The sequence below is a fragment of the Hymenobacter sp. ISL-91 genome, from assembly GCF_018613725.1.
Lineage (GTDB): Bacteria > Bacteroidota > Bacteroidia > Cytophagales > Hymenobacteraceae > Hymenobacter.
Genome location: NZ_JAGGPS010000045.1, coordinates 1 through 24,819, shown reverse-complemented (window position 1 = coordinate 24,819; position 24,819 = coordinate 1). Strand labels below are relative to the sequence as shown.

At 60.9% G+C, this 24,819-nt stretch carries 15 protein-coding genes and 1 pseudogene; 14 read left to right on the top strand and 2 right to left on the bottom strand.

Going from position 1 to position 24,819, the window contains the following annotated elements; translation table 11 throughout:
• Window positions 1-57 precede the first annotated feature (57 nt).
• The 3 genes from J7E24_RS16770 to J7E24_RS16760 all read left to right on the top strand — a co-directional run bounded on the left by J7E24_RS16770 (window position 58) and on the right by J7E24_RS16760 (window position 4,326).
• The gene (locus J7E24_RS16770; protein ID WP_215139271.1) at window positions 58-996 is read left to right on the top strand and encodes a lipid A deacylase LpxR family protein; all 939 of its coding nucleotides are present in this window, start codon (window positions 58-60) and stop codon (window positions 994-996) included.
• A gap of 854 nt (window positions 997-1,850) precedes the next feature.
• Window positions 1,851-2,006, top strand: coding sequence for a hypothetical protein (locus tag J7E24_RS16765; RefSeq protein ID WP_215139270.1), 156 nt, complete (start codon window positions 1,851-1,853; stop codon window positions 2,004-2,006).
• A 118-nt stretch (window positions 2,007-2,124) separates the two neighbouring features.
• Window positions 2,125-4,326 (top strand): catalase, encoded by a 2,202-nt coding sequence (locus tag J7E24_RS16760; RefSeq protein ID WP_215139269.1) that lies wholly within the window; start codon window positions 2,125-2,127, stop codon window positions 4,324-4,326.
• Window positions 4,327-4,619: 293 nt separating this feature from the next.
• Here J7E24_RS16760 and J7E24_RS16755 read toward each other — a convergent pair whose 3' ends face one another.
• Complete coding sequence (locus J7E24_RS16755) at window positions 4,620-5,285, bottom strand: class I SAM-dependent methyltransferase (protein ID WP_215139268.1); 666 nt, start codon at window positions 5,283-5,285, stop codon at window positions 4,620-4,622.
• Window positions 5,286-5,848: 563 nt separating this feature from the next.
• Here J7E24_RS16755 and J7E24_RS16750 point away from each other — a divergent pair.
• The 9 genes and pseudogenes from J7E24_RS16750 (at window position 5,849) to J7E24_RS16710 (ending at window position 19,829) form a co-directional block, all read left to right on the top strand.
• Window positions 5,849-6,655 (top strand): annotated as a pseudogene (locus J7E24_RS16750) (IS5 family transposase).
• A gap of 111 nt (window positions 6,656-6,766) precedes the next feature.
• A complete protein-coding gene (locus J7E24_RS16745; RefSeq protein ID WP_215139267.1) occupies window positions 6,767-7,126 on the top strand; it encodes a hypothetical protein in 360 nt (119 codons plus the stop codon).
• A gap of 951 nt (window positions 7,127-8,077) precedes the next feature.
• The gene (locus J7E24_RS16740) at window positions 8,078-12,571 is read left to right on the top strand and encodes an IPT/TIG domain-containing protein (RefSeq protein ID WP_215139266.1); all 4,494 of its coding nucleotides are present in this window, start codon (window positions 8,078-8,080) and stop codon (window positions 12,569-12,571) included.
• A gap of 445 nt (window positions 12,572-13,016) precedes the next feature.
• Complete coding sequence (locus tag J7E24_RS16735) at window positions 13,017-15,362, top strand: TonB-dependent receptor (protein WP_317195680.1); 2,346 nt, start codon at window positions 13,017-13,019, stop codon at window positions 15,360-15,362.
• Window positions 15,363-15,380: 18 nt separating this feature from the next.
• Entirely contained in the window at window positions 15,381-16,604 is a 1,224-nt protein-coding gene (locus J7E24_RS16730; protein ID WP_215139265.1) for a DUF4374 domain-containing protein, read from the top strand.
• 124 nt (window positions 16,605-16,728) lie between these two features.
• Window positions 16,729-17,457: a DUF4198 domain-containing protein gene (locus J7E24_RS16725; RefSeq protein WP_215139264.1), complete on the top strand. Its 729-nt coding sequence runs from the start codon at window positions 16,729-16,731 to the stop codon at window positions 17,455-17,457.
• Window positions 17,458-17,514: 57 nt separating this feature from the next.
• The gene (locus J7E24_RS16720; RefSeq protein WP_215139263.1) at window positions 17,515-17,841 is read left to right on the top strand and encodes a hypothetical protein; all 327 of its coding nucleotides are present in this window, start codon (window positions 17,515-17,517) and stop codon (window positions 17,839-17,841) included.
• A gap of 2 nt (window positions 17,842-17,843) precedes the next feature.
• A complete protein-coding gene (locus J7E24_RS16715; RefSeq protein ID WP_215139262.1) occupies window positions 17,844-18,131 on the top strand; it encodes a hypothetical protein in 288 nt (95 codons plus the stop codon).
• 3 nt (window positions 18,132-18,134) lie between these two features.
• Window positions 18,135-19,829: a PepSY-associated TM helix domain-containing protein gene (locus J7E24_RS16710; RefSeq protein WP_215139261.1), complete on the top strand. Its 1,695-nt coding sequence runs from the start codon at window positions 18,135-18,137 to the stop codon at window positions 19,827-19,829.
• 323 nt (window positions 19,830-20,152) lie between these two features.
• Here the strand turns inward: J7E24_RS16710 and J7E24_RS16705 are convergent, their stop codons facing one another.
• On the bottom strand, window positions 20,153-20,779 hold the full coding sequence (locus J7E24_RS16705) for a trimeric intracellular cation channel family protein (RefSeq protein ID WP_215139260.1): 627 nt from the start codon (window positions 20,777-20,779) through the stop codon (window positions 20,153-20,155).
• Between the two features lie 120 nt (window positions 20,780-20,899).
• Between J7E24_RS16705 and J7E24_RS16700 the strand changes: the two genes are divergently transcribed.
• Both J7E24_RS16700 and J7E24_RS16695 read left to right on the top strand, forming a co-directional pair.
• Window positions 20,900-24,175, top strand: a complete 3,276-nt coding sequence (locus J7E24_RS16700) for a hypothetical protein (protein WP_215139259.1) — start codon at window positions 20,900-20,902, stop codon at window positions 24,173-24,175.
• Window positions 24,176-24,581: 406 nt separating this feature from the next.
• The coding region (locus tag J7E24_RS16695; protein WP_215139258.1) for a hypothetical protein at window positions 24,582-24,819 on the top strand (238 nt) is incomplete at its 3' end.

Sequence of the window (24,819 nt, the reverse complement as noted above, 5' to 3'; positions counted from 1 at the left end):
TCTTTGTTGTTTCTGTTCATGCGCTTTCGGTTTACTGTTGTCTTATTTCTGGGGTGGTTGCCTCTCCTTGTTCACGCACAATCGGACAGCACCCGGGTGAGTAGTGACCACCTGATTGCCTACACCTTTGCCAACGATGCCTTTCTGCGCACGGATTACTACTTCACGCAGGGCATGACGCTGCTGCTGGTGAGCCCCGCGCTGCAGCATTCGCCGGTTAACCGGATTCTCCCTGGACTGGTACCCGCGGGCAGTGTCCTGCACCATGGCATCCAACTGCACTACGATGGCTTCACGCCCCTGCGCATTCAGGACCCCTTTATTCGGGTCGGTGACCGACCTTATGCCTCCTACATCTATGCTGACCTGCTGCGCGTGGCCAGCCACCCCAACCGGCGCCTGCGCGTAACCACGGCCTTCAATGTGGGCATTATGGGGCCAGCGGCCGGGGCCAAAGGCTTTCAAACCAAGATTCACGCGCTACTGGGGTCCCCCACGCCGCGCGGGTGGGACTATCAGGTGCAGACCGATGTGGTGCTGGGCTACGAAGCTCGGCTGGAAAAGCAGTTGCTGGCCGTTGGCCGCGGCCTGGAGGTGAACGGTGCGGCCAGTGCCTCGCTGAGTACCCTGCAAACCTATGCCGGTGTGGGCGCAACGCTGCGGCTGGGGCTGCTACAGCCCGCTTTGGCGACGCTGGGCGTAGCTAACCGGACCAACCGGATGGGGCAGCGCCAGGTGCAGGCCTACGGGGAGGCGCAGGTGGAAGGCCGGGTGGTAGGCTACAACGCCACGCTGCAGGGCGGGTTGTTCAACCGCAACAACCCGTACGTGCTTTCGGCCGCGGCGGTCCGGCGGACAGTGGCCCGCAGCACGGCTACGCTGGGGCTGGGCTACGCCGGCTTTCGTCTGGAAGGGTCGCTTACGGGCATTTCGCCGGAATTCAGTGGGGCCCGCTGGCATCGGTGGACGACGCTGGGGATACGGGTCGCTTTCTAAATGGGCTGAGGGGAAAATGCGGGGGGGGGGGAGGGGGATATAAGTATATATAATTGTGAATATATATGATGGTAAATAGTGTAATCCTTGCGCTATTGTCGGCCTGGGACAATAGGTTGATCCTAAAGGAGCCTTTGGCGTGCTAGGACTACGCAGGCCTTTGTTGCACGGTATACAGCCGGGCCAGCAAAGCAGAATCGCCCTCGCCGTCTGGTCAGGCCGTCTGGCACGGGGGGGCGCCGCGCTGAGTAAGGGCACAGGGCCGCTGCGTTGCGGCAAAACAGCTACGGGCCCGCTTTGCTGCTGGCGTCGGCGCAGCCTGCGCACAAACCAATCCGACACGCTAAACTGCGCGGTCACTTCACCAATCGTGCGGTCAGCTTGCTGGCAAGCGGGCGCTACACGTTCACGCAAATCGGTGAAATAAACTTTCACGAGCTCAATGCACGATATAACCTGTACCCAAACCTGGATTTCGCTCCAGGGACGATTACAGGCTCATACCGCATCTTAAATCTCGAAGACGGAAGCTGTTTAAATCACCCTTTTAAGAGGGAGAAAACGGCAACTTGTCTCAGGACGAGACACCTCAAACGACGAGTTGCGCTACGGCAGCGGAAACTGTTCGCGAGGCCGCTATAACCACTGCTCAATAGCCCCCCATACAGTTGTGCTTAGCCTGTGCGGCTCGAAAAGTGGCCCAACCTTCCATCAAGCAGGCGCGTAGGACGGGCAGTAGCAACCAATTTACGCGGACACCCCGGCTTCTAGTTTTTAAGGCAACTGGGGTGGGAACGAGGTTGGCTGGCGACCAGATATATCCTGCTTTTTTTAACGGTTACAATCCGACCCGTATGGCCCCTGCTGTTGACGCTGCCCGCACCTCGGGGACTACTGTTTCGAGTTGTTTTGCTACGGCACTCACGCCGCCCGCCTTCGCGCCGCTGCACGAAAACACCACGGCCGTAGCCGACGCCGGGGGGGAGTGGCAGTGCCCTCAGCCCCAGTAAGTCTGTGAGTGAAAGAGCGGGTCGTAGACGCAGGGTACTGAGCCTGCTGGTGGCGCAGCCGGTGCGCAAACGCGCTTATAAACCGTACTGTTAACTTTCTACCCTTTCCTTTTTTTCTATGAGCAAATCGAAACCAACCCCGCCCCCCGCCACGCCAACGCCCCGGGAGGCGGTGAGCAATGCCAAGCTGGAAGAGCTGGACCAGAACCGCGAAGACAGCCACGGCCAGTTCCTGACTACCAATCAGGGCGTGCGCATCAACGACGACCATAATTCGCTTAAAGCCGGCGAAAGAGGGCCCACGCTGCTGGAGGATTTTATCTTCCGCGAGAAGATGACCCACTTCGACCACGAGCGGATTCCTGAGCGGATTGTGCATGCCCGCGGCGTGGCCGCCCACGGCTATTTTGAGGCCTACGACAACAACGCGTCGCTGACCCGCGCGGCCTTCCTGCAGCCCGGCGTGAAAACCCCCGTGTTTGCCCGGTTCTCCACCGTGGCCGGTTCGCGCGGCTCCACGGATTTGGCGCGCGACACGCGCGGTTTCTCCGTGAAATTCTACACGGAGGAGGGAGTGTACGACCTGGTGGGCAACAACATGCCCGTGTTCCATATTCAGGATGCGGCCAAGTTCCCGGACCTGGTGCACGCCGTGAAGCCCGAGCCGCACAACGAAATTCCGCAGGCCACCGCCGCGCACGACACGTTTTGGGATTTTATTTCTGTGACGCCCGAGGCTATGCACATAATTATGTGGCTGATGTCGGACCGGGCGCTGCCGCGCAGTTTGCGCATGATGGAGGGCTTTGGGGTGCACACCTTTCGCCTGATTGACGCTGCCGGCAAAAGCCGGTTCGTAAAGTTTCACTGGAAGCCGCTGCTGGGCGTGCACGGCGTGGCCTGGGAAGAGGCGCAGCAGGTTTCGGGCAAAGACCCTGATTTCCACCGCCGCGACCTGTGGAACAGTATCGAGATGGGCGCCTACCCCGAGTGGGAACTGGGCGTGCAGGTGGTGGAAGAGGAGGACGAGTTCAAGTTTGACTTCGACCTGCTCGACCCCACCAAGCTGATTCCCGAGGACTTGGTGCCCGTGCAGCCCCTGGGCAAGATGGTACTCAACCGCAACGTGGACAATTATTTCGCCGAAACCGAGCAGGTGGCGTTCCATCCGGGCCACGTGGTGCCGGGCATCGATTTCAGCAACGACCCGCTGCTGCAGGGCCGCCTTTTCTCCTATACCGACACGCAGCTTAAGCGCCTGGGCGGGCCCAACTTTCATGAAATCCCCATCAACCGCTCGCTGTGCCCTATGCACAACGGGCAGCGCGACGGCCACATGCGCCAGGCCATCAACAAGGGCCAGACCAGCTACAGCCCCAACCTGCTCAACGACAACTTTCCCAAGCAAGCCAAGCAGGCCGAAGGCGGCTTCGTCTCGCACCCCGAGCGGATAGAGGCCCATAAGGTCCGGGCCCGCAGCAAAAGCTTCGTCGACCACTACAGCCAGGCCCGCCTGTTCTGGAACAGCCAGACGGAGGTGGAGCAGATGCACATGGTAAAGGCCCTGCGCTTCGAGATAGGCCATGTATTGCAGGAATCCATCCGCAGCCGCATGCTCATCCTGTTGTCGCAGGTGTCGGAAGACCTGGCCGCTCGCGTGGCCGAAGGGCTGGGCCTGGCCGTGCCGTCGGCCGAAGGCGTGCAAATCAACCTGAACGTGGGGGCCGATACGGACCCGGCCCCATACCAGTCGGGCCCGGCCAAAGCTGATACGGGCCGCGACTCGGCCCTGAGCATGGCGGTTACGGCAAAGGCCAATGCGGGCAAAGAAAGCATCAAAACCCGCCACGTAGCTATTCTGGCCACCGATGGGGCTGACTTGGAGGCCATTGCCGACCTGATGAAAGCCCTGATGGACCAGGGGGCGCAAACGGCCATCGTGGCCACGCACCTGGGGTCCATCAAAGGTGAAAACGGGCAGCAGATGCTCGTAAACGGCACATTCCAATCCACTGCTTCCGTGCTTTATGATGCCGTGTACGTGGCCGGTGGCGCGGCCAGCGTGGCAAAGCTGAAGCAAGATGCCGATGCCGTGCGCTTTGTAAACGAGGCTTACCGCCACTGCAAGCCAATTGCCGCTTCCGCTGCCGGCATCGAGCTACTAAAAGCAGCGGCCTATCCGGGAGCCACAGATATTCTGGACGCGGAAGGCGTGGTGACCAGTGACGATGCGCAAGTAGGAGAACTAGCCAAAAAGTTCATGGCGGCCATGGCTCAGCACCGCTTCTGGGACCGGGAACTGAAGGCTATGCCAGCCTAAGAAAACGTAAAATCATAACAGAGCAGGTCCCCGTACTGACATTGGTCGGTGCGGGGCCTTTTGCTTGGGTGCCCTAGCTTAAGCGGCTCATTCAATTCTGTTCTTCGTTGGCCAGCGCATGTTCGTTGCCGCGGCCGACGAGCACGCGCCGGGGCACCAGGTTGGCACTCCGGTAACTGGCACCCCCATGCTGGCTCACCCCACAAAGGCTCCTAGCCAAGTTGGCCGGCCACAACGGGGAGGGTTTCAACGGGGAGGGTTTTGCGCCAGCGCGCGCTTGCCCTCCCTGTTGCCTAGTCCCACAAACCGTTTCTGGAGGTTGCATTGCGTTGAAAGAGGGCATACGTATAGCCCTGCTGCTGCCCCTGGGGCGTTTCGTGCGCTTCGTCGAAGGTGTGCCTGAGCTGGTAATTGGCGCCCAGCAGGGCCACCAACCCGGCCACATCATAGGCCTGCACCAGCAACCCGGCATCGGTTAAGGGGGGGGCGGGCTGCGGGGAGCGCACGCCCAGAATAACCCACCCATGGGCCTCGACCATGTGATTGAGCAGACGAATATATGTCTGTGTGTGGGCGGCACTCGTCAGTCCATGCAGCAAAGCCCGGTCGTGCCATAGCAACACCGGGTTAAGTAAGGGCAGGTGCTGGGGGGCCGTCACGTCATCCACCACCCACAGCACCCGGCTGGCCTGTTCGGGCGACAGGTGGCGCCGGTGCTGGTCGAGCGCGGTGGCGCTCAGGTCCGTGGCAATCAGGTTGAGATACCCTTGGTTGAGCAGCTCGTTGAGGAACGGTGAGAGGCCGGAGCCCACGTCCAGTATGGGCGCGTCGAAGGGCAAATCCGTATGGGCAAACAGCCGCAGGCTGGCCGAAGCCTGCGGCTCAAACCAACTGGCCTGCTGGACCCGTTGCTGAGCATACAGCGTGTCCCAGTAATTGGTCAAACTTGAAGGAGTCATCGTCCTGCTTATGTAAACTACTCTTTTGAAGCTAAAGTACTTTGAACAAACCTGCGCTCATTTGCTGAAAATCCGCAGTGACGCTCGAATTGCTCTCTAGATCCTGCCTGCCAGTGCAGTAGCCCGAACAGCCGAATCTGTTTGATTTGATGACAATGATGGGTTCGCGCCTATTCGGTCCGCTACCCGCCGGTCAATCAGCCGCGTGACTGGTAGCTGTGCTGCCACTCTTCCGCCTCGTTCACGGTGGAGAAAACCTGTAGCTCCAACTGGTCCCGCATTGTCTGTGGAAAGGTAAGCATCAGCAAGTCGGGGTGCGTATTTTCCTGCACGATATGCGCAACATAGCGCAGCCCCAGTTGCAGGGCATGGGGCAACCATGTGCGTTCGAGCCAATCAGCTGAATCAAACCAGGGCTACTGCAGGGCAAGGTGAGATGGTCGACCAAATCTGGACAGTTTGGTGGAGTGTCTTTCCTTCGTTATGAAAGACACGCCGAAATCCGACAAGCGCTGCATGAAGTGGTCTAGAGGCTGTTATGGTCTGGTAGTGTAATTTGGGGTATGGCACAGCAAAGCGGATACCCCAACGACGTAACGGATGCAGAATGGACGTTTGTGGCGCCCTATTTAGCCCTGGTTCGGGAAGATGCGCCGTAACGCGCGCATGCGCTGCGCGACATGTTCAACGCCCTGCGCTACCTGGTCAAAACCGGCTGCGGCTGGCGGTATCTACCCCATGAGCTGCCGCCCTGGGCCGCCGTGTATCAACAATGGGCCCGCTGGCGGGATAACCGTCGTTTTGAACACATGATGGCCGATTTACGCGAACTGGCGCGGGTGTTGGCTGGCCGCGAGGCCGAGCCCACGGTCATTATTTTGGACTCACGCACGGTGCAGAGCACGCCCGAAAGCGGCGCCCGCGCCGGTTACGACGGCGCCAAGCGACGCAAGGGTAGCAAGGTGCATGTGGCCGTCGACACGCTGGGCCACCTGCTGGCCGCCGTCGTCACGCCAGCTAATGCGCCGGACCGCGGGCAGGTGGAGGCACTCTGTGAGCGGGTGCAGCAGGTTACGGGCCAAAAGGTACAGGTGGCCTATGTAGATCAGGGCTACACGGGCGAGGACGCCGCGTACGCCGCTGTCGTGCACGACATTGATTTGCAGGTCGTTGTCAAGCCCGAAGGCCAGACCGGCTTTGTGCTGCTGCCCCGCCGCTAGGTCGTCGAGCGCAGCTTCGGCTGGGCCGCCCGCTTCCGCCGTCTGGCCCGCGACTACGAACGCCTGGCCCTGACCATACAGCAGTTCCACTTCCTGGCCTTCGCTACACTCTTGCTGGCAAAAGGCGTTTTTCGCGCTACCAGTCCGTAACAGCCTCTAGTCGCCTTGCCCCTATCAATAACTGTCCCTGCTTAGTAAGATACTAGTAATTTAGCCTGGGCGGGACGAATGCTACCGCGGCCAAGTACGTATAAGACGCCTATGATCCTTGGTTTCGACCCCGCATTTGCGGCTCCCATTCAGGCTGGCACCAAGATTCATACTATCCGCCGGGGCCACCGCTGGAAGGCCGGCCAGCTCATCCACTTCTGCCTCAACGCAGACCAGGCCACCGGCCGAACGTTTCGCCCCGACGCGACGGTAAGCAGCACCCAGCACCTGCGCATTCTCGGCGGCCAGCACCTGTTCATCGACGAGCGCTCCATCTTCGGAGCCGAGTTAGCGCAGCTGGCCTACCACGATGGATTCGCAGACGCGCACATGTTGCTGGACTGGTTTCAGGACCACTACGGCCCTTTCTTCGACGGGCAGCTCATCCACTGGACGCCGGCGCGTTATTAACCCCTGCGCCCTTTCTGCTAAGCCCAGCGCTGTAGTTGACTTCACAACCAGCCACAGACAGCGCGCAACAGAGCGCTTACAAAGGCCGGTGCATTCAGGCCAGGCTAAAGAACAGAAAATAACAACCTCCAGGGATAAAGATGCTTTGCTGGGCGATATCCGGTTGTTTAGAATCCGGCATCAGCAATACAGCAGCCATATTTTTGCCCTTCTGTCAGGACATTGTTACTTTTTGAATACGAGCCTGATATCTTCATTCGCTACCAGGTTAGCTACTTGCTTAGTTACCGGCATCGTGATGAAGCTGTTTAGGAAGTCGTCAGGCGGTCATGCTGAGCTTGTCGAAGCATCTCTACCGCTTTATTGAACGAACCTGACGAAGCGGGAGAGATGCTTCGACAAGCTCAGCATGACGTCCAATCTTGAATTCTCAGACTTCCTACACAGCTTCGATAATCGCCAAGCTGGGTGGAGAGCCAAATGGGTAAACTGCCTGTGCGAAGAAGCACGCTGTCACCGTCAAGCCACGGCTCGTGCAAGGGCTTCGTTTAGCTACGATGATCAGGACCGCAATATCTATTACGCAGCGGGTCTATGCCAGCTAAGTTCAGCACCACCATGCTGGCATACCTGGGCTAACGCCACGCAGCTGGCAGCAGCGGGTCAGTCCTTCCCTTTGCTTGCTCAGTATATCTGTTGACGGCTGCCGCAACTGCCCCAGTGCCATGGTAGCCAGCCACAACCGGGACTTTGCTGCGCCTGGCGTCCGATGCGGTAGCAGGCGTCTACATTCCAGTCGATCAGCAATTTGGTGGGCTTGCCCGGTCAGGCTATTGCGCTACATTTGTCAGCCCATTCGCAGGCCAGAGCCAGCAGAGTTGGCCTTGTACTGCTCGCCTTTACACTGCTTGGCCCACCTCCATTTCTGCTATCCGCTATCCTAAGTTGCGCATGAAAAAACCTCTACTGCTATTCTGCTTACTGGCAATAATTACGTCGGCTTCGGCCCAGGTGCGCGATTTTCGGCTTGACCGAGTGCTGGGCACGCCGCTCGACTTTCCCCAGGACGTTAAGGTGAGCTCGACCGGCGTCGTGCACGTCCTTGACCGTGCGGGGCTGGTGCAGCTCGATGCCGCGGGCCGCTACCTGCAAACCATTCCACTCCGGTCGGCCACGCGGACGCCGGATTACCGCGCCATCGCCCTGGATGGGCAGAACAATATTTTCGTGGTGAATCAGGCGCAGTCGTTTGTGCGCAAGTACAGCCCAAACGGAGACTCCCTCACGCAGATTGGCGGCGCGGGCGCGGCTACGGGGCAATTTCAGCAGCCGGGAGGCGTGGCCGTGGATGCGGCCGGTAACCTGTACGTGGCGGACACCGGCAACAACCGCCTGCAGAAAATTGGGGCCAACGGGCAGGTGCAGTGGGTGTACGCCCCCGCTGGTGCGCCGGCCCTGGTACAGCCAATCGATGTCAAGCTCGCCCCCGACGGCAGCGTGTACGTGCTCAACAGCAACTACACGGCCGTCCGGCTCAACGCCGCGGGGCAACTGCTTGCTTCGCTCTCGTTGCGTTTCCCGGGGCAGGACATGTTTGACAAAACGTGGGGACTGGCAATTGATAGCGCCAACAAGCTCTACGTCGTGAGCTCGCGGCAGCGGGCCATTCAGCAATACAGCGCCCAGGGCGTGCATCAGGGGAATTTTGGCGCCGACAGCATCTCGCTTAATGGGGCGCACGCGGCCCTGGCCATGGACGGGGCCGGCAACGTGTACCTCGCCGATGCCTACGACCGGGAGCAAAGCGTGAGCTCCATTCGCAAGCTGAGCCCTAATGGGAAGCAGTTGGCCAAATGGGGCAACGACATGACGTTTGGCCACCGGATGCGGCAGGATGAAGCCGGCAACATCTATTACATGGACTTCAAACAGACGCGCATCGTCAAAATCAACCCTGCCGGCCAGCAAATAGCAACCATCGGAACGCCTGGCAGAGGCGATGGACAGTTCTCCCTGCTCACCAGTTTTGCCCTCGACCTGTTTGGCAACGTGTACGGGCTGGAAGGCTTCACCTTCCCCCCGCGGGTTCAGAAATTCAACCCGCAGGGCCAGTTTATTGGCAAAGTCGACCTTCCCAATCCCGGCACCAACTCCAACGGCTACTATCCTTCGGACCTGGCCGTGGATGTGGGCGGCAACCTGTACGTGCTCGACTACTACAGCGGGGTGCGCAAGTACAATGCGCAGGGCCAGCTGCTGCACCTGATTGGGGAGGGAGGCAGTGGCAGCGGACCCGGCCCGGGACAGTTTTACGCTCCCCGCGGGATAGTGCTGGATTATCGTGGGGATGTGTACGTATCGGATGGGGCCGGCGCCCGAATCCAGCGGTTTAGTTCCAGCGGCCAGCTGCTGCGCGAGTTTATTTCCCAATTCCCTCCCTCGTTTCAGGGCTCCCCCTCCTTGTCGGCCAACGACGCGGGCCTGGCCGTGGACGGGGCCGGCAACGTGTACGCCAGCGTGGGCAAGGATAATTTCATCACCCTGTATGAGGCGGGCAGCAACCGCCAGACGAAGCTGGTAGTAGGCAGCAACCCGCCGGTTATCACCGTTAATCAGCGGGGCACGCGGCTCACGACGGCCCGCTGGGGGCATGATGTGCTGCGGTTTTTTGTGCCCACAACCAGCCGGCCCGAGAACCTGATCAGTGGCAAGATATTCCAGGATTTAAACGGGGACTGCGTGCAGCAGCCCAACGAGCCGGCGCTGCCCGACATGGTGGTGATGGCCGAACCGGGCGATATTTACGGGCTGACCGATGCCAACGGCAACTACACCTTATCCGTGGATACGGGCACCTATTTCGTGCAGCAGATTCTGCCCGCCCTGCAGCCGGGCCGCACGGTGCGGCAGCGGTGTTCGGGGCCGCCCACCGTTTCGCTCAGCTCGTACGGCAACGCGGTCAATGGTCCCGACTTTGGCAATGAGGTCAGCACCGCGCCGCACCTGAGCGTGAGTGTGGCCTCGGACCGGCGCCGGCGCTGCTTTCGCAACACCACCGCCGTCAGCTACGCCAACACGGGCTTTGCGGCCGCGCCCAACGCCACGGTGACGGTTGCGCTGCCCCCGGAAGTTATTTTCGTGCGGGCCGATGTGCCGCATACTGTGGATGCGACGGGTAACTACGTATTTGCGGTGGGGGCGCTGCAGCCCAACCAGCGTGGCACCATCACTATTCTGGACTCGGTGCGCTGCGACGACCCGACCATCCGCGGGCTGACCGTGTGTACCCGCGCCTGGATCAGTCCGGCGAACGGGTACGTTCCGCCAGCAAGCTGGAACCGGGCCTCGTTGGCAGTGGCCGGCCAGGTAGCGGGTGGCAGCCAGGTGCGCTTCGTGGTGCACAACCGGGGCGCTGCCGCTACCACCGACAGCCTGGGGCTGCGTATTTTCCAGGATGCGCAGCTCTCGCTGGTGCGCCCTATCGCCCTGGCGGCCGGCGACAGCCTGGTGCTGCGCTGGGCCGCTACCAGCCCGGTGGTGCGGGTAGAAGTGGATCAGCCGGCCAGCCACCCGTTTGGCCAGCTGGCCAGCGCCACCGTGGAAGTGCCCGCGTTGCGCACTAGTGCCTTGCCCGACCCGGCCATGCTGGCCATGTCGCCTGGGGGGGCGCAGCCCGGATTCGTGGAGAATTGCCAGCCCATCCTGGATTCCTACGACCCCAACGACAAGCAGGTGGTGCCGACTGGGCGCACGGCGCAGCGCTATACGCCCACCGGCGAGGCTTTGCGGTATCAGATCCGGTTCCAGAACACGGGCAACGACGTGGCCTACCAGGTGGCGGTAGTCGATACGCTCTCGGCCGACCTGGACCTGAGCACGCTGCTGGTGGGGGCCGTATCGCACCCGTACCGGCTGAGCGTTTCCGGCCGGAAGCGCCCGGTGCTCACGTTCACCTTCGACCGCATCATGCTGCCCGACAGCACCAGCAATGAAGCGGGCAGCCATGGCTTTGTGCAGTTCAGCATCCGGCCCAAAGCCGCCTTGCCGGCCCGCACCCGCATCGACAACTTCGCCGATATCTTCTTCGACTACAACGAAGCCGTTCGGACTGACACGACCACCAACCGCATCTACGATATGCCGCCGAGCGTAGTGGCCGCCGTTGCTTTGCAGTACCCGGAGGTGCTGGCCTCGCCCGGCATTACGGCTCTGGCACCGGCCCAGGGCCGCCAGGGCACGCTGGTAACGCTCACCGGAACCCGGTTCTCTCCCGTTGCGGCCCGCAACTACGTCGCTTTCAATGGCGTGGTGGCCCCGGTGGAAAGCGCCAGCAGCACCCGCCTCACGGTGCGGGTACCGGCCGGCGCCACTACCGGCGTGCTGACGCTGACGACGGCCGACGGCGGGACCCGCAGCCCGAGCTTTACCGTATTCCAGGCCCCAACGCTTACCGGCGTAGCGCCGGGCGAAGGGCAGCCGGGTACCCAAGTAACCTTGACCGGCACGCACTTTTCGGCTTTCACGGCGCAGGATACCGTGGCCTTTAACGGCGTAGCCGCCCGGGTGCTCCAGGCGAGCCCCAGCAGCCTGCGCGTAGAAGTGCCAGCAGGCGCCACCCTCGGCCGCATAAGCATTCGGACGCTGGGCGGGCAGGTAGTCAGCAGTGCGCCCTTTATGGTCTGGTACCCACCGGCCATCAGCATTGCCCAGCCGGGCCGGGTGCGCACCGGCGCCACCGTGGCGCTGATGGGTGCTCACTTCGCCGAAGCAACGTCGCGCAACGTGGTAACTTTTGCAGGTGGGCAGGCCGGCCAGGTGCTGCAGGCTTCGGCTACCAGTCTGGTGGTCCGGGTGCCGCCGGGCGCGCAATCCGGCCCGGTTCGGGTGCAGACCCCCGGCGGGCAGGCCACAACGGACGCGAGCCTGGGCGTGATTCCGGCCCCGGTTATCACCAGCTTCAGCCCGGCGCAAGGGCCCGTCGGCACCGCAGTGACCATCACGGGACGCAACTTCGGCGAGGAAGGGCTCAACGACACCATCCTGTTTGACGGGCTTGCCGCGCGGGTTTTGCGCGCCACGGCCACGAGTGCCGAAGTGCTGGTGCCCCGCGGGGCCGGCACAGGTGCCGTTACGGTGGCCGGGGCCGGCGGCCAGGGCCAATCGGGGGAGCTGTTCCACGTGAGTGCCCTGCCGCTGAATGAAGCAGTTAACGTGTCGCCCAACCCCACGCATGACAAGGTCATCATCAGCTGGCGCCAGGCCGACTTCGTGGTTCGGCAGGTACGTATTTACGATGCCATCGGCAGTCTGATAGCTACCCAAACGGCGCCCTCGGCTACGGCTGATGAGCTGACCATATCTCTGGCTCATTGTCGGGCCGGCCTTTATCTGGCGGTCATTGAAACGCCGGCGGGGCGGTTAGTAAAGCGCATTACCCTGCTGTAAAACCGGTTTGGCAGGGTACGGACGCCGCCGCAGTACAAGCGTGTGGCCTGGTACATCGTCGCCTCAACCTGCTAGCCCTTCACCTGCTTGCTGGCCATGTCCTGAAAAGCAGACAGATAAGCCCAGTCGCCGTTGGCCAGGGGTAAACTAGGTATGCCCCGGCTGGACCAGACACGGTTGGCCTGGGTGGGCTTGAGCTACAGGCTAAAGATTTTTCCGGCTTGTTTTCTCCAGTATTCTCTGGTAGCTAAGTCGCTATATAGGGGGTGTTTACTGGGCGTAGCAGCCTGATGCGGCTTAGCTGTAAGGGGTGATGTTATTAAGATAGATTCTATATAAACTCATTTTGTTATTTGTAATCCTTCTAAACAACTATACATTTGCAGGGTAATGAGCCCAACACAGCCGCTCTAAAAGCGCTGGTAAACGGCTTTTCTATCTGCATATGATGAGAGCGATACAAGTTGCAAGATTAGTTCTGTTGGTACTCTTGTGCGTCGGCAGCCGTTTTTCGATTGCGCAGGTTACCGGGTCCATCCGGGGAACTATCAGCAGCGGCTCCGAGCAGCCCGCTGTGGCGCTCACCGTCAGGATTGAGCAGACTGCGCTGGGGGCTGTTTCAGATGATGCGGGTGCGTTTCTCATCAACAATGTAGCCCCGGGGGCCTATACGCTGGCCGTTACCGGCATTGGCTACAAGCCGCTGCACTACCGGGTTTCGGTTGTGGCAGGCCAGGCCGCCACCGTTGCGCTGACCGTTGAGGAAACCTCCGTGGGCATGGACGAGGTGATGGTAGTGGGCCGCTCGGCGGTGCAGGAGGCCAACCGGCAGGCGTATAACGTGACAGCCCTGGATGCCAAGGCGCTCTACAACACGACCCTGGACCTGGCCGGAGCGCTGGACCGCGTGGCGGGGGTGCGGGTGCGCGAGTCGGGCGGAGTGGGCTCCAGCTTCAACCTGTCGCTCAATGGCTTTTCGGGCAACCACGTGCGCTACTTCATCGATGGCATTCCGATGGAAGGCTTCGGCTCGTCGTTTCAAATCAACAACATTCCCATAAACGCGGCCGAGCGCATTGAGGTGTACAAGGGCGTGGTGCCCATCTGGCTGGGCTCGGATGCGCTGGGCGGGGCCATCAACATCATCACCGGCAACCGGCAGCGCAACTACATCGACGCGTCCTACTCGTACGGCTCGTTCAACACCCACCGCAGCGTAATAAACGCGGCCCTGACCTCCAAAAGTGGCCTGACGGCGCAGATAAGCGCGTTTCAGAACTACTCCGACAACAACTACAAGGTGACCGTGGACGCGGCCGACATCTACACCGGCCGGTACTCGCCGGGCGTGCGGGTACCGCGCTTCCACGACACTTACCACAACGAAACGCTGATTGCCAATGTGGGCGTGGTAGACAAGCGCTACGCCGACAAGCTGCTGCTGGGCGTGACGGTAGGCAAGAACTACAAGGAAATCCAGACCGGGGCGCGCATGGTCTCAGTGTTTGGGGGCTGGCACCGCCGCGGCACGATTCTGATGCCGAGCCTCAAATATAAAAAGGTGGACCTGCTGCCGGGCCTCGACGTGACGCTGAATGCCAACTACAACTTGGGCACCGAGCAAAACATCGACACGATGAGCGTGCGCTACGACTGGTTTGGCAACAGCAAGCCCAATGGCTCGAATGGCGAACGGTCGCGCAGCCTCTACAAGTATAAAAACAACAACGGCCTGGCCACGGGCACAGTTAGTTACCGCTTGTCTGAGCACCAGACCCTGGCCCTGAGCGACGTGTTCAACACCTTCGACCGCCGGGGCGCCGACCCGCTGAACCCGGCCGTGGTGGATCAGCCGAAGCAAACGCACAAGAACGTGCTGGGCGTGGGCTACACGTACAGCGTGGACGATAAGTGGAGTACGTCGGTGTTTGGCAAGCACATTATGCAGCGCAACGTGCTTTCGGCAAACGACGCCCAGGCCTCAACCAACAAGCTGGGCTACGGCGCGGCGGCCACCTACTTTCTGCTGCCCACCCTCCAGCTGAAAGCTTCCTACGAGCTGGCCAACCGCATGCCGGAGGCCCAGGAGATATTCGGCGACGTGGAAAACCAGGAGGGCAACCCCAACCTGAAGCCCGAGCGCAGCCGCAACGTGAACGTGGGCGCGAGCTTCAACTTTGCCCTCAATGAGCACGACCGGTTTCTGGTGAATGCCAACGGCGTGTACCGCAACTCCGACAACTTCATCTACAACCGGCTGAACAACAACCAGTCGAAGCTGGTGGCCGACAACCGCGACGGGGTGCGCACGCTGGGTGTGGACGGCGAAATCCGGTACTCGCACAAGCGTTACTTCTCGGCCGGGGCCTCGGCCACCTACCAGTACCTGCAAAATCAGCAGAAATACGAGCCGGGCTACACGGGTATCAGCCCGCTTTACCAGGACCAGATGCCCAACATTCCCTACCTGTTCGGCAACGCCGACGTGTCGTGGCAGCTGCCCAACGTGGGCGGGGCGGGCAACAACCTGAGCCTGGGCTACAACCTGCTCTACGTGCACGAATTCTACCTCTACTGGCCCAGCCGCGGCGGCGACAAGCTCACCGTGCCCCAGCAGTTCAGCCACGACATGAATGTGGTGTACAGCCTGAAAAATGGCCGCTACAACATTGGGCTAGAAGGCAAAAACCTGGCAAACGCCCTGCTCTACGACAACTTCAGCCTGCAAAAGCCGGGGCGCGCTTTCTACGTGAACCTGCGCTACTTCTTCAGCAAACCCAACAACAACTAATATCCTACTTACCATCTCATGAAGCTGACTACCAAACTGGCCGCCCTGCTGGCCGCCACTGCTTTCACCACCGCCTGCTCCGACAACGACGACAACTCTGCTCCCGACAACCCCGGCAATTATATTCTGACCGTGACCCCGGCCGCCTCCACGGGCGTGGCCGACTACATCCTGACCGCCGGCGACCTGGAGTCGGGCCGCATTACCACCAAAAACAACGGCGTGGAGCAGGACGGTACCTACCGTTACTATGTGACGACCAACAACAAGTTCTTCAGCATGCTTTACGGCCAGGGCAACCCCGGCGCCGTGACGGCCTACGACATTCAGGGCGGCAAGCTCAACAAGCTCACCAACTTCCAGACCGAAACCGTGCAGGCATTTGCGCCAGTAGACAAGGACCTGCTGCTGTTCAAAATTTCGCGCAACCTCGCTACCCCTACCTCCAGCTGGTACAAGGTGAGCACCGACAACCTGCTGATTACCTCCGAAGGCACCACCAATACGCTCGACCTGGCCCGCAACAAGGAGCTGGCGTTCTTTAGCTGGCTGCAACAGGTAGGGGATAAGGTATACGCGCCGTACTTCTGCGTGGGCGGCCCCGGCGCCGGCTTCAATACGGCCTACCCCGACAGTTCGTGGGTGGCCGTATTTAACTATGCCGACATGAAGCTGGAAAAGGTTATCCGCGACAACCGGACCAGCTCCCTCGGCCGGTACTTCAGAAATGGCCTGTCGGTGCAGGAAAACGGCGACGTTTACGGCTTCTCGTCGGCTACGGCCACCACCAACGGTACGCTCAGCACCACTAAGCCCTCGGCCATCGTGCGCATCAAGTCGGGCGCTACCGAGTTCGATAAGTCGTTCTTCCTGAACTTCGAAACGCTCAGCGGCGGCATGAACATTACCAACTGGCAGTATCTGGGCAACAACACTTACCTGACGCGGGCCACCACCAAGGCCGAGAAAGGCGCTTACACCGACGGTCTGAATCTGGGCATCCTGAACGTGGCCGACGGCACCTACAAGCCCGTGACCGGCCTGCCGGATAAGGCAGAGCTTGTGAGCATTTCCTACAACAACTTCACGCCCAAAGATGGCAAAACAACCTACCTCGGCGTGAACCTGAAGGACGGCAGCAGCTACGTGTACAAGGTAGATGCCGGCACCCTGACGGCCACCCGCGGCCTGCAAGTGGAAGGCGGGGCCATCACGGCCGTGCAATTCCTGGCCGGCGAGTAAGTCCGGATAACTACTACCCCCGGTAGCCTGGCGCCTGGCTACAGGCTTCGGCGACGAGCTGCCGGGGGCAGTATCAACCCCACCAATACCCTTGCAATGAGGGCCACCATTTAACTACTGACCGATGAAGACGCTATTCGCATTTCTGCTCCTGGCTGCTACGTATTTACTGCCTGGCTTATCCGCTGCCAGCGCCCACGCCGTCTGGATTGAGAGCATCACCAAAGCCACCAAAAACAAGGCGCACGGCGTTAAAATATATTACGGCGACTATCCCGAAGGAGTAATTGAGCCGACGCAGAAGTGGTATTCTGATTTGAAGACGCTGGAAGTGTGGGTGGTGAGCCCCAGTGGGAAAAAGACCCAGCTGCCCCTCACCGATGCGGCCACCCACCTGACGGCCTCGTTTACCCCTACCGAGGACGGGCTCTACCACCTCACGACTGTCCACGTCACCAAGGAGTTGGGGGGCACCACCAAATACGAATTCTCGTCGGTGGCCCCGGTTCTGGCCGGCAGTGCTACTACCACCACCACCACCGCCGCGGCCGCACCCCAGGTGCCGCTCTCTATCGTGACGGCGCCGAAAAGCCATCGGGTCAATACTCCGGTGGAGGTGCAGGTGCGCAAAGACGGCCAGCCCTTCCAGGATGGTAAGGTGGAGTTGATGTCGCCGGAGGGCTGGGTGAAAACCATGAAAACCGACGCGAACGGTAAGCTCGTGTTTACGCCTCAGCTCAAGGGCAGCTACGTGCTCGAAGCCTCCGACTACCAGGCGCAAACTGGTGAGTGGAATCAGCAAAACCACACCCACTTCTGGCAGGGCGCTACCACCCATATCGTAGTCAACTAGCCCCTTCGGCCCGGCGCTGGCTCACGCACGCACTCCTTCCCGATTTCGTCATTGCTGATGTTTACCACCTACTTCTTCCTGCTGCTGCTTGGCTTTCAGCTTTGGTATTGGGCCTCGCCCCAGGTCAAGATGCCGCCGGCCGGCTACCAGGAATTCATTCTTAAAAACCCGCAGTACTCTCGCATGGCCGGCTCGGCGTTAGTAGTGCTGGCGTCCTTGCTGTTTGTGCTGAAACTGGGGTTGATGACCGGTTTGTGTGCCTGGCTGGTGGGGCTGATGGGCGTAGGCAGCCTGGTCGTGGCGCTGGCCCCTTTTCGCTACCTGCGCCTGCCAACAGTACTAGCTCTGTACGTTGGCTTTCTGATAATGGAAGTAGCCCTGTAACCATGCCCGCCAACAAAAAATACCTGACGACTTCGCCCTGGCTGCGCTTCTCCAAAATTATGGCCGGGGCCGCCGGCGGCTACGCCGTGATGCTGAGCCTGCACCTGCTGCTGACCACTGTTTTCCCGCGCGAGAACGTGCTGGCCACCGCGTTTTTTACGGGCTATATTCTGTGGGCGTTCCTGCTGCTGTGGGCCTTCGTGGCCAGAAACGTGTGGCACGTGTGGCTCACCTACTTGGGGCTGACGTTGCTGTTTGCCGTTCCTTACCTTCTGATGCAGCCGGCCTAAACGATGGATAAGCGCAAATACAACATCTACTTTCATACCCACACGGTCAGCGGGATTATTGTTTGCGTGCTGCTGTACGTGATTTTCTTTGCCGGCTCCTTCTCTTTTTTCAAGGAGGACATCACGGCCTGGCAGAAAAACAGCTCATTCGTCGCCAATCAGAAAACCACGCAGCGCGACTTCAACGGCCTGCTCGACTCGCTGGCCGGGCACCACGCGCTGAAGGGCCGCAACTTCGAGTTCTTTCTGAGCAAAAACGGCGTGACCGGCTACGTATCCATGCTGCCCTCCAACGACACATTGGTGCAGCAGCAAGCCAAAGCGCTGGCGCTGGCCAAAGCCCAAAACAACCCCGCCGGCGACAAGCCCAGGGGCGGCCGGGGTAGGGGCAAAGGCCGCGGTGGCAACGACGATGCCGCGTACTTCTCCTACAATTTCACCCACCGGCAGGCAGTAGATTACGAGCAGAGTTATGATATGGGCGAGTTTCTGTACCGCCTGCATTTTCTGGCCCCGCTCAATGCCATTCGGCTGCCCATTTCGCTGGGCGCGCCGTTTGGCTACCTGCTGGCGGGCGTAGTGTCGTTTATTTTCCTGTTTGCGCTCATCACCGGCCTGCTGCTGCACTGGAACAAAATTGCGTCCAACTTCTTCACTTTCCGGCCCTGGAGCAAGTGGAAAACCATCTGGACCGACCTGCACACCGCGCTGGGCGTGTTGCAGTTTCCGTTTCAACTCCTGTTCGCTGTTACGGGCATTGTGCTGATTGTAAACTCCGTGCTGCTGGAACCCTTCACCAAGCTTGCCTACCAGGGCAACAAAGAGCAGGTGCAGAGCGACTTGTACCACACCGAGGCCACCGTGTATGAGTACACCTACACGCCGCTGGCCACACCGTTCGACCTGAACGGCTTTCTGGGACAAGTGCAGAAGCAGTGGGCCGGCAGCCAGCTGACGCGCGTGTTCGTGCGTAACTATCAGGATGCCAATATGCACGTTATCGTGTTGGCCGCCCCGGCCGCCAGCGCCAGCTTTTCGGGCATGGGCAAGCTGGTGTACCGCGTGCGCGACCAGCGCATGCTGGCCGAAACCGCCCCAACGGCCCCGTCCAGCTACGTCGACAAGGTGCGGGGCCTAGTGTACCATCTGCATTTCGGCGACTTTGGGGGCCGGCCGATGCGCGTGATGTACTTCGTGCTGGGCCTCCTGGGCTGCGTAGTCATCATTTCGGGCATTCTGATCTGGCTGGTAGCGCGCGACAAGGCCAGCACGCCCCCGCGGGAACGACGCTTCAACTTCTGGACGGCCAACATCTTTCTGGGTATTTGCCTGAGTATGCTGCCCGTCACGGCCTTCACCCTGATTGTGCTGCTGTTTGTGAAAGACCCGGGCCAGTCGGGCATTTATCACTGGTATTTTTACTCCTGGCTGGCGCTGAGCGTCTATTTTATCACGCGCCGCGATATTGCCCTCGTCAACCGGCAAACGCTGGTGCTCTCTACGCTGCTGTGCCTGCTGCTACCGGTGCTGGATGGTGTGGTACGCCACAACTGGTTCTGGACCACCTTCGCCCGGGGGCAGTTTGATATTCTGTTTATTGATCTGTTGTTTCTGAGCTTGTCGGTTATCAGCGCCTTTGCGCTGCTAAAAGTAAAGCAACGCGACCAAGTGCCCACCGCTTTAGCAGTAGCCGCATAAGAATAAGAGCTTGTTGCTTAGAGATTTCCAATCCAAAATAACGCAAATACCAGCCCGATAACCAACAGGAGCCAGGGCCGAGCGACACGGACTCAATAGCGAATTTGACGACGAAGGGACATAGCAAACACAAAGGATACAAACGTCGCTAAATTCACGTAAATGCGGTTTGTAAGGTGTTATGAGGGGTCCGCTGCTTATTAAAAGCATCCTATTATTTCCGGCTTGGTCAGCCCAACTCATACATACCTATACCGGTTACAAAACCACTCCTGCTGCCTCCCGGAACTAGTCCGTCGCTTATGGCCGGTAAGCCTTTCTGATCAGCTTTGCTCATCGTGCTTATCTTCCACTGAATTCAACACCGGCAGATTGATATGAAATTTCACTGCCAGCACCCGGGCGGCAATAACTACCGAGGCGGCAATAAGCTCCGTTGCGCCGGGTGACAGCTGAAGCTGCCTACAGCCGAAATAAACCAGCCCGCCAATGATGCAGGCCAGCGCGTAGATATCGCGGCGCAGCAGCAGCGGCAGCTCATTCAGCAGTACGTCCCGCACCAATCCCCCCACCGACCCGGTAATGGCGCCCATCACGATGCACACCCAAAACGGCAGGTTCGCGGCCAGGCTCTTGCTGATGCCCACGACGGTGAATAGGCCAAGCCCGATGGTATCAAACAGAAACAAGGCTTTTCCTAGTCGGAACAGCCTGTCTTTGAGCACCAGGGCCGCCAGCAGCGCCAGGCCGGTTACCAGAAAGTACTTCCCGTCCAGCATCCAGAACGGCGCCACGTTCAGCAGCATGTCGCGCAGGGTGCCCCCGCCAACGGCCGTTACCAGTCCGACGATATAGGCCCCAAACCAGTCAACGCGCTTGCCGGAAGCCAGGCGGATGCCGCTGATGGCAAAGGCGAACGTTCCGATGAAATCAAGGGCATGGAGCAGCATAAGGCGGGCCGGGGAAAGGTCTGTTTTCTACTCCAAATAACGGGGCTCTAATTACGCAATTAAACAGTAGCTTGTGGCTTACCGCCTAAAGCGGATGGCTAACTGCTTACCGACCATTTGATGACTATCACTACGCTACTGGCTGAACTGGAAACTGCCCCCTACGACCACCGGGTAAAGCGCATGGTGGCGCTCGGACAGCAGGCGCGCACCGACGCGGCGGTGGCAGCCCTACTGCAGACCCTGTCCACTACGGAAGGCTTCTACGAGCGTCAGCTCGCATTGCTAGCCTGCTACGGCAGCAGCAATGGGACGCAGGTAGTAACCGCGCTGGGCGACCCATCGCGCCTGCTACGCGGACTGGCCCTCAACCTGGTAGCCCACGCCTGCACCGATGCACAGGTAAAGGCGGCGTTTACCGTCCTGCCCCGGCAGGGGCAACTCAAGCTTCTGCGAATGCTGCGGCAGCAGGGGCGGCAAGCCATTATTGATATGTTACTGGCAGAGCTGGCCGCCAGTGCTGATGCGCAACTGGCGCAACTGCTGTATTTCGGAACTGCCGCCTTGGTGGAGAAGCACATAGCGGCGGTGATGCCGGGCTGGGGCAGTATCGATTGGGAACGGCTGGCGAAGTACCACCCAACTATTGCCTTCGCGCAGCTGCACAGCCAGGTGCGGGCCCTTACGGCCCCTGATGCCCGGCTGCTCTACCACGTAAATGCGGTGCTGCTGCCCCTGGCCGAGCACCAACCCAACCAGGCGCTGACGCTGGTGCGCGAACTGCTGCGCCACGAGCCTCCCGCCCGCATTGCCCTGCACCCGCTGGCCCAGCGCCGGCCCAACGAGGTGGTGGATCTGCTGCTTGAGCACGAAGAAAGCACGGCAACGCGGCTCGACCTCAGCCGGCTCGTACCCCGCCTCACCGAAGCCCGGCTGCTGGCCGTGCTCCGGTACCGCCCGGCCCTGGTCGCCGACCGCCAGGCCTGGCTGGGCCGCGTGCCACCGGCGCAGCGCCAGGCGGCGTTTGCTGTGGCCGGCAACGGATGGCGCAATGCCGAAGGGGTGTTGCCGACTGATGTGGTGGCGCGGCTGCCCGGCGAGCTGCGCCCCGCCGAAGCCCGCCGCCACCTGGCCCTGCCCGCGCTGGCGGCGCGGCCGGCCCAGCGGCTGCCCTATGCCGCCTTTTTGCCCTGGGAGGAAGCCCGCGCCGTGCTCGACTCCTACGTGCGCAACCCCGATGCCGATCTGCGCACCCTGGCCCTGGCCACCCAGATTGAGGTAGCCCGCTACCACCGGGCCCAGTTGCCCGCCGCCCTGGCCCTGGTACGCGCCCGCGCCAACGAGCAGGACCCCGTGCGCCAGGCCATGCTGGCGGCATTGGCCGGTCTGCCCCCGGCCCGCTGGCAATCTGCTTACCTGGAAGATTTAGGCCAGATTATCCGCGACGCCCTGGCTGCCGCCGACCTATCGGCGGGCACTGCCCGCTATGCCGAGCAGCTGGTGGTGGCGCTGGTGCCGTTTCAGCCCGAATGGGCGGCAAAGTGGCTGGGCGAGCTGGCCCAGTCACGGGGCACGCTGTATCTGCCCGATTTAGCCGACCGGCTGACGGATGCTGATGTGCACCGCATCGCCCCCGCTCTGCTGCCCGTGCTGCGGGCCTGGGCTACCCGCGAGCGGGAATCCTTCCTGGTGCAGGTGGCTTACAGTCTGGGCCGACGGCTGCGCGCTTTCCCCGAGCTGGCCGACTTGCTAACGGGGGTGCTCACCACTACGCGGCAAACCCACGTGGCCTCGCAGATTCTTAACCTGCTGGCCAAATACCAACCGGACCGCTTCATGGCCCTGGTGCCGCCCCTGCTGCAAACCGACCCCAGCGTGATTACGCTCCACGCCGTTTACACCTACCTGCACCGCCAGCAGCAGGACTTGCTCACGCCATTTCTGGGACAGCGCGCCTACAAAGGCCGGTTTTCGACGGGCAACACGCGCTTCGTGCTACCCCTGTTTACCCACTTCTACCGCTGGACCGCAACCCAGCAGCGCTTGTTTGCCGACACGCTGACGCAAGTCACACGGGATGGAAAGCGCGATACATACGCTGTGTTCCAGGCCATCAACCAGCTGGCGGCCCTGCCGGCCGTGGTGCCGACGCGCCTGGTTGAGCTGGCGGCGGTCCAGGAAAAACGGCTGGCCGTGCGCGATACCGCTCTGCGGGCCCTGGCCCGGCTCGATGGCGGGCAGGGCGTACCGGTGCTGATAGAGGCCCTGACCGACGCGCGGGCCCGTATTGCCATCTACGCCCTGCGCTCGATGCTGCTGAAAATGCCCGCCCTGCGGGCGCTGGCCCTGCTGCAAGCCGTCCCCACCGAAAAAGTAACGGTGGCCAAGGAAGTAGTGCGCCTGCTGGGCGAGCTGGACACGCCGGCCGCCTACCCGCTGCTACTGAAAATGGCCGCCCGCCCAGTACACCGCGACGTGCGCGTGGCCCTGCTCCGGGCCCTGTGGGACCATCTGGAACGCCCCGAAACGTGGCCCATCCTGCTCGCGGCGGCGGCCGACCCCGACCCGGCCGTAGCTGCCGGCGTGGCCTGGGTTCCGGCTGACCGCCTTTCGCCCCCGGTCCAGCAGCGGGTGCTGGCGCTGCTGGCTATGCTGCTGCGCCACCCCGATGCCCCGCTGCGGGTGCAGGTGCTGGGCCGGTGCACTGCATTGCCGCTCGCCGACCCCAACCAAGTGCTGCTGCCGCCGCTGCTGGCCGGCCTGCACTCGCCGCTGCCCGATGAATATCGCGCCGCCGCCCGCGCGCTGTTTGCCACCTACGCCGTGCCGCACCCCGCCATTATCGCCGAAACTGTGGCCCTGATATGTTCCGATCGGCGCGTGCTTCAGGCTACGCTCGACGCGCTGCGCGCCGCCCTGCCCGGCGACCGAACCCGCTTGCAGCCCGTGGTGCGGGGCATTTTGGCCGCCCTGCGGCCCGACCCGCTGACGATGCGACTGCAAATGAAACTGGCTGTGGCGGGCCTGCCGTGGGCCGAGTTAGCCGCTTACCTAATCGAGCTTGCTACCACCGGCGCGCTGGATGCCGAATCGCTCCTGACGGCTGCGAAAGCCATTGCAAAGAGTGGTCAGCGCGCTGGCCGGCAGTTGATGGATGATTCTCTGGCCACCTTTGAGCGAACTTTAGCCGACAGCTCTCAGCCCCATCTGCGGCGCCTGGCCCTGGCCGCGCTGCTGGCGCAAGCCACCCAGCCTGCCGGCTGGACTACGGCGCTGCGCACACGCCTCGACCAGTACCGCACAGACCCAGCCGCGCTAGTAGCCGCTGCCGCGCAGTTCACCTTTCCTCCGCCCATAGGAGCAACACTACCCAGAAACGGCGAGGAGTCAAGCTAACTAGCGTGTTTAGGTATACGGTGATGATAATCAAATCTTTATCCAACGTCGTATGCCTTCTCAGACCACCCTCAGAATAGTGGTAGGTTTGGCCTTCCTGGGCTGCGGCCGGCGTGGTGCTTTGTCGGGAGCAAAGCGCTTGGGCGTTTACGAAACTCACTCCTGTTGGCTGGTTAGTAAACTTTGATTGGCTGGTAAACGCGGGTTTTTGGTGGCTAACGGCACTGCTAAAAGTTTGGCTCAGCTTTAGCTACCAACACGTTGCGGCAGCTACTGCGGCAACTCACCTTTCCCCTCATTCCCCATTTGTATGGCAAACATGACCACCGTTTCCCAAATATTGAACTGCCTGCAATAGGAAGGCTATACCGTCAACCTCAATTTGCAAAGCCAAATCCGATACGCCATGGACTACTACGAGCTAATAGCTTGGCTGCTGGTGGGTACGCTACTGCTCGTCGGCCTGCTGCCCTACCTCAACCGCACCGTGGTGTACCTGAAATCCCCCCGGCTCGTGCCGGCCCAAGCGGGCGCCAATAGCCTGAATGCGGACTGCGTAAAGAACTTGATGCAGAAGCAAATAAGTGCTGAGGAAGAGTTGGAGCAGAACCCCAGTGGTTACTTTATTAGGACTTACGCACTTA

Bases quoted from the DNA above. Each gene is read 5' to 3' on its own strand.
- J7E24_RS16740 (WP_215139266.1), top strand. From the start codon at position 8,078: ATGAAAAAACCTCTACTGCTATTCTGCTTACTGGCAATAATTACGTCG.
- J7E24_RS16765 (WP_215139270.1), top strand. From the start codon at position 1,851: ATGGCCCCTGCTGTTGACGCTGCCCGCACCTCGGGGACTACTGTTTCG.
- J7E24_RS16730 (WP_215139265.1), top strand. From the start codon at position 15,381: ATGAAGCTGACTACCAAACTGGCCGCCCTGCTGGCCGCCACTGCTTTC.
- J7E24_RS16720 (WP_215139263.1), top strand. From the start codon at position 17,515: ATGTTTACCACCTACTTCTTCCTGCTGCTGCTTGGCTTTCAGCTTTGG.
- J7E24_RS16745 (WP_215139267.1), top strand. From the start codon at position 6,767: ATGATCCTTGGTTTCGACCCCGCATTTGCGGCTCCCATTCAGGCTGGC.
- J7E24_RS16725 (WP_215139264.1), top strand. From the start codon at position 16,729: ATGAAGACGCTATTCGCATTTCTGCTCCTGGCTGCTACGTATTTACTG.
- J7E24_RS16755 (WP_215139268.1), bottom strand. From the start codon at position 5,285: ATGACTCCTTCAAGTTTGACCAATTACTGGGACACGCTGTATGCTCAG.
- J7E24_RS16735 (WP_317195680.1), top strand. From the start codon at position 13,017: ATGATGAGAGCGATACAAGTTGCAAGATTAGTTCTGTTGGTACTCTTG.
- J7E24_RS16760 (WP_215139269.1), top strand. From the start codon at position 2,125: ATGAGCAAATCGAAACCAACCCCGCCCCCCGCCACGCCAACGCCCCGG.
- J7E24_RS16715 (WP_215139262.1), top strand. From the start codon at position 17,844: ATGCCCGCCAACAAAAAATACCTGACGACTTCGCCCTGGCTGCGCTTC.
- J7E24_RS16705 (WP_215139260.1), bottom strand. From the start codon at position 20,779: ATGCTGCTCCATGCCCTTGATTTCATCGGAACGTTCGCCTTTGCCATC.
- J7E24_RS16700 (WP_215139259.1), top strand. From the start codon at position 20,900: ATGACTATCACTACGCTACTGGCTGAACTGGAAACTGCCCCCTACGAC.
- J7E24_RS16710 (WP_215139261.1), top strand. From the start codon at position 18,135: ATGGATAAGCGCAAATACAACATCTACTTTCATACCCACACGGTCAGC.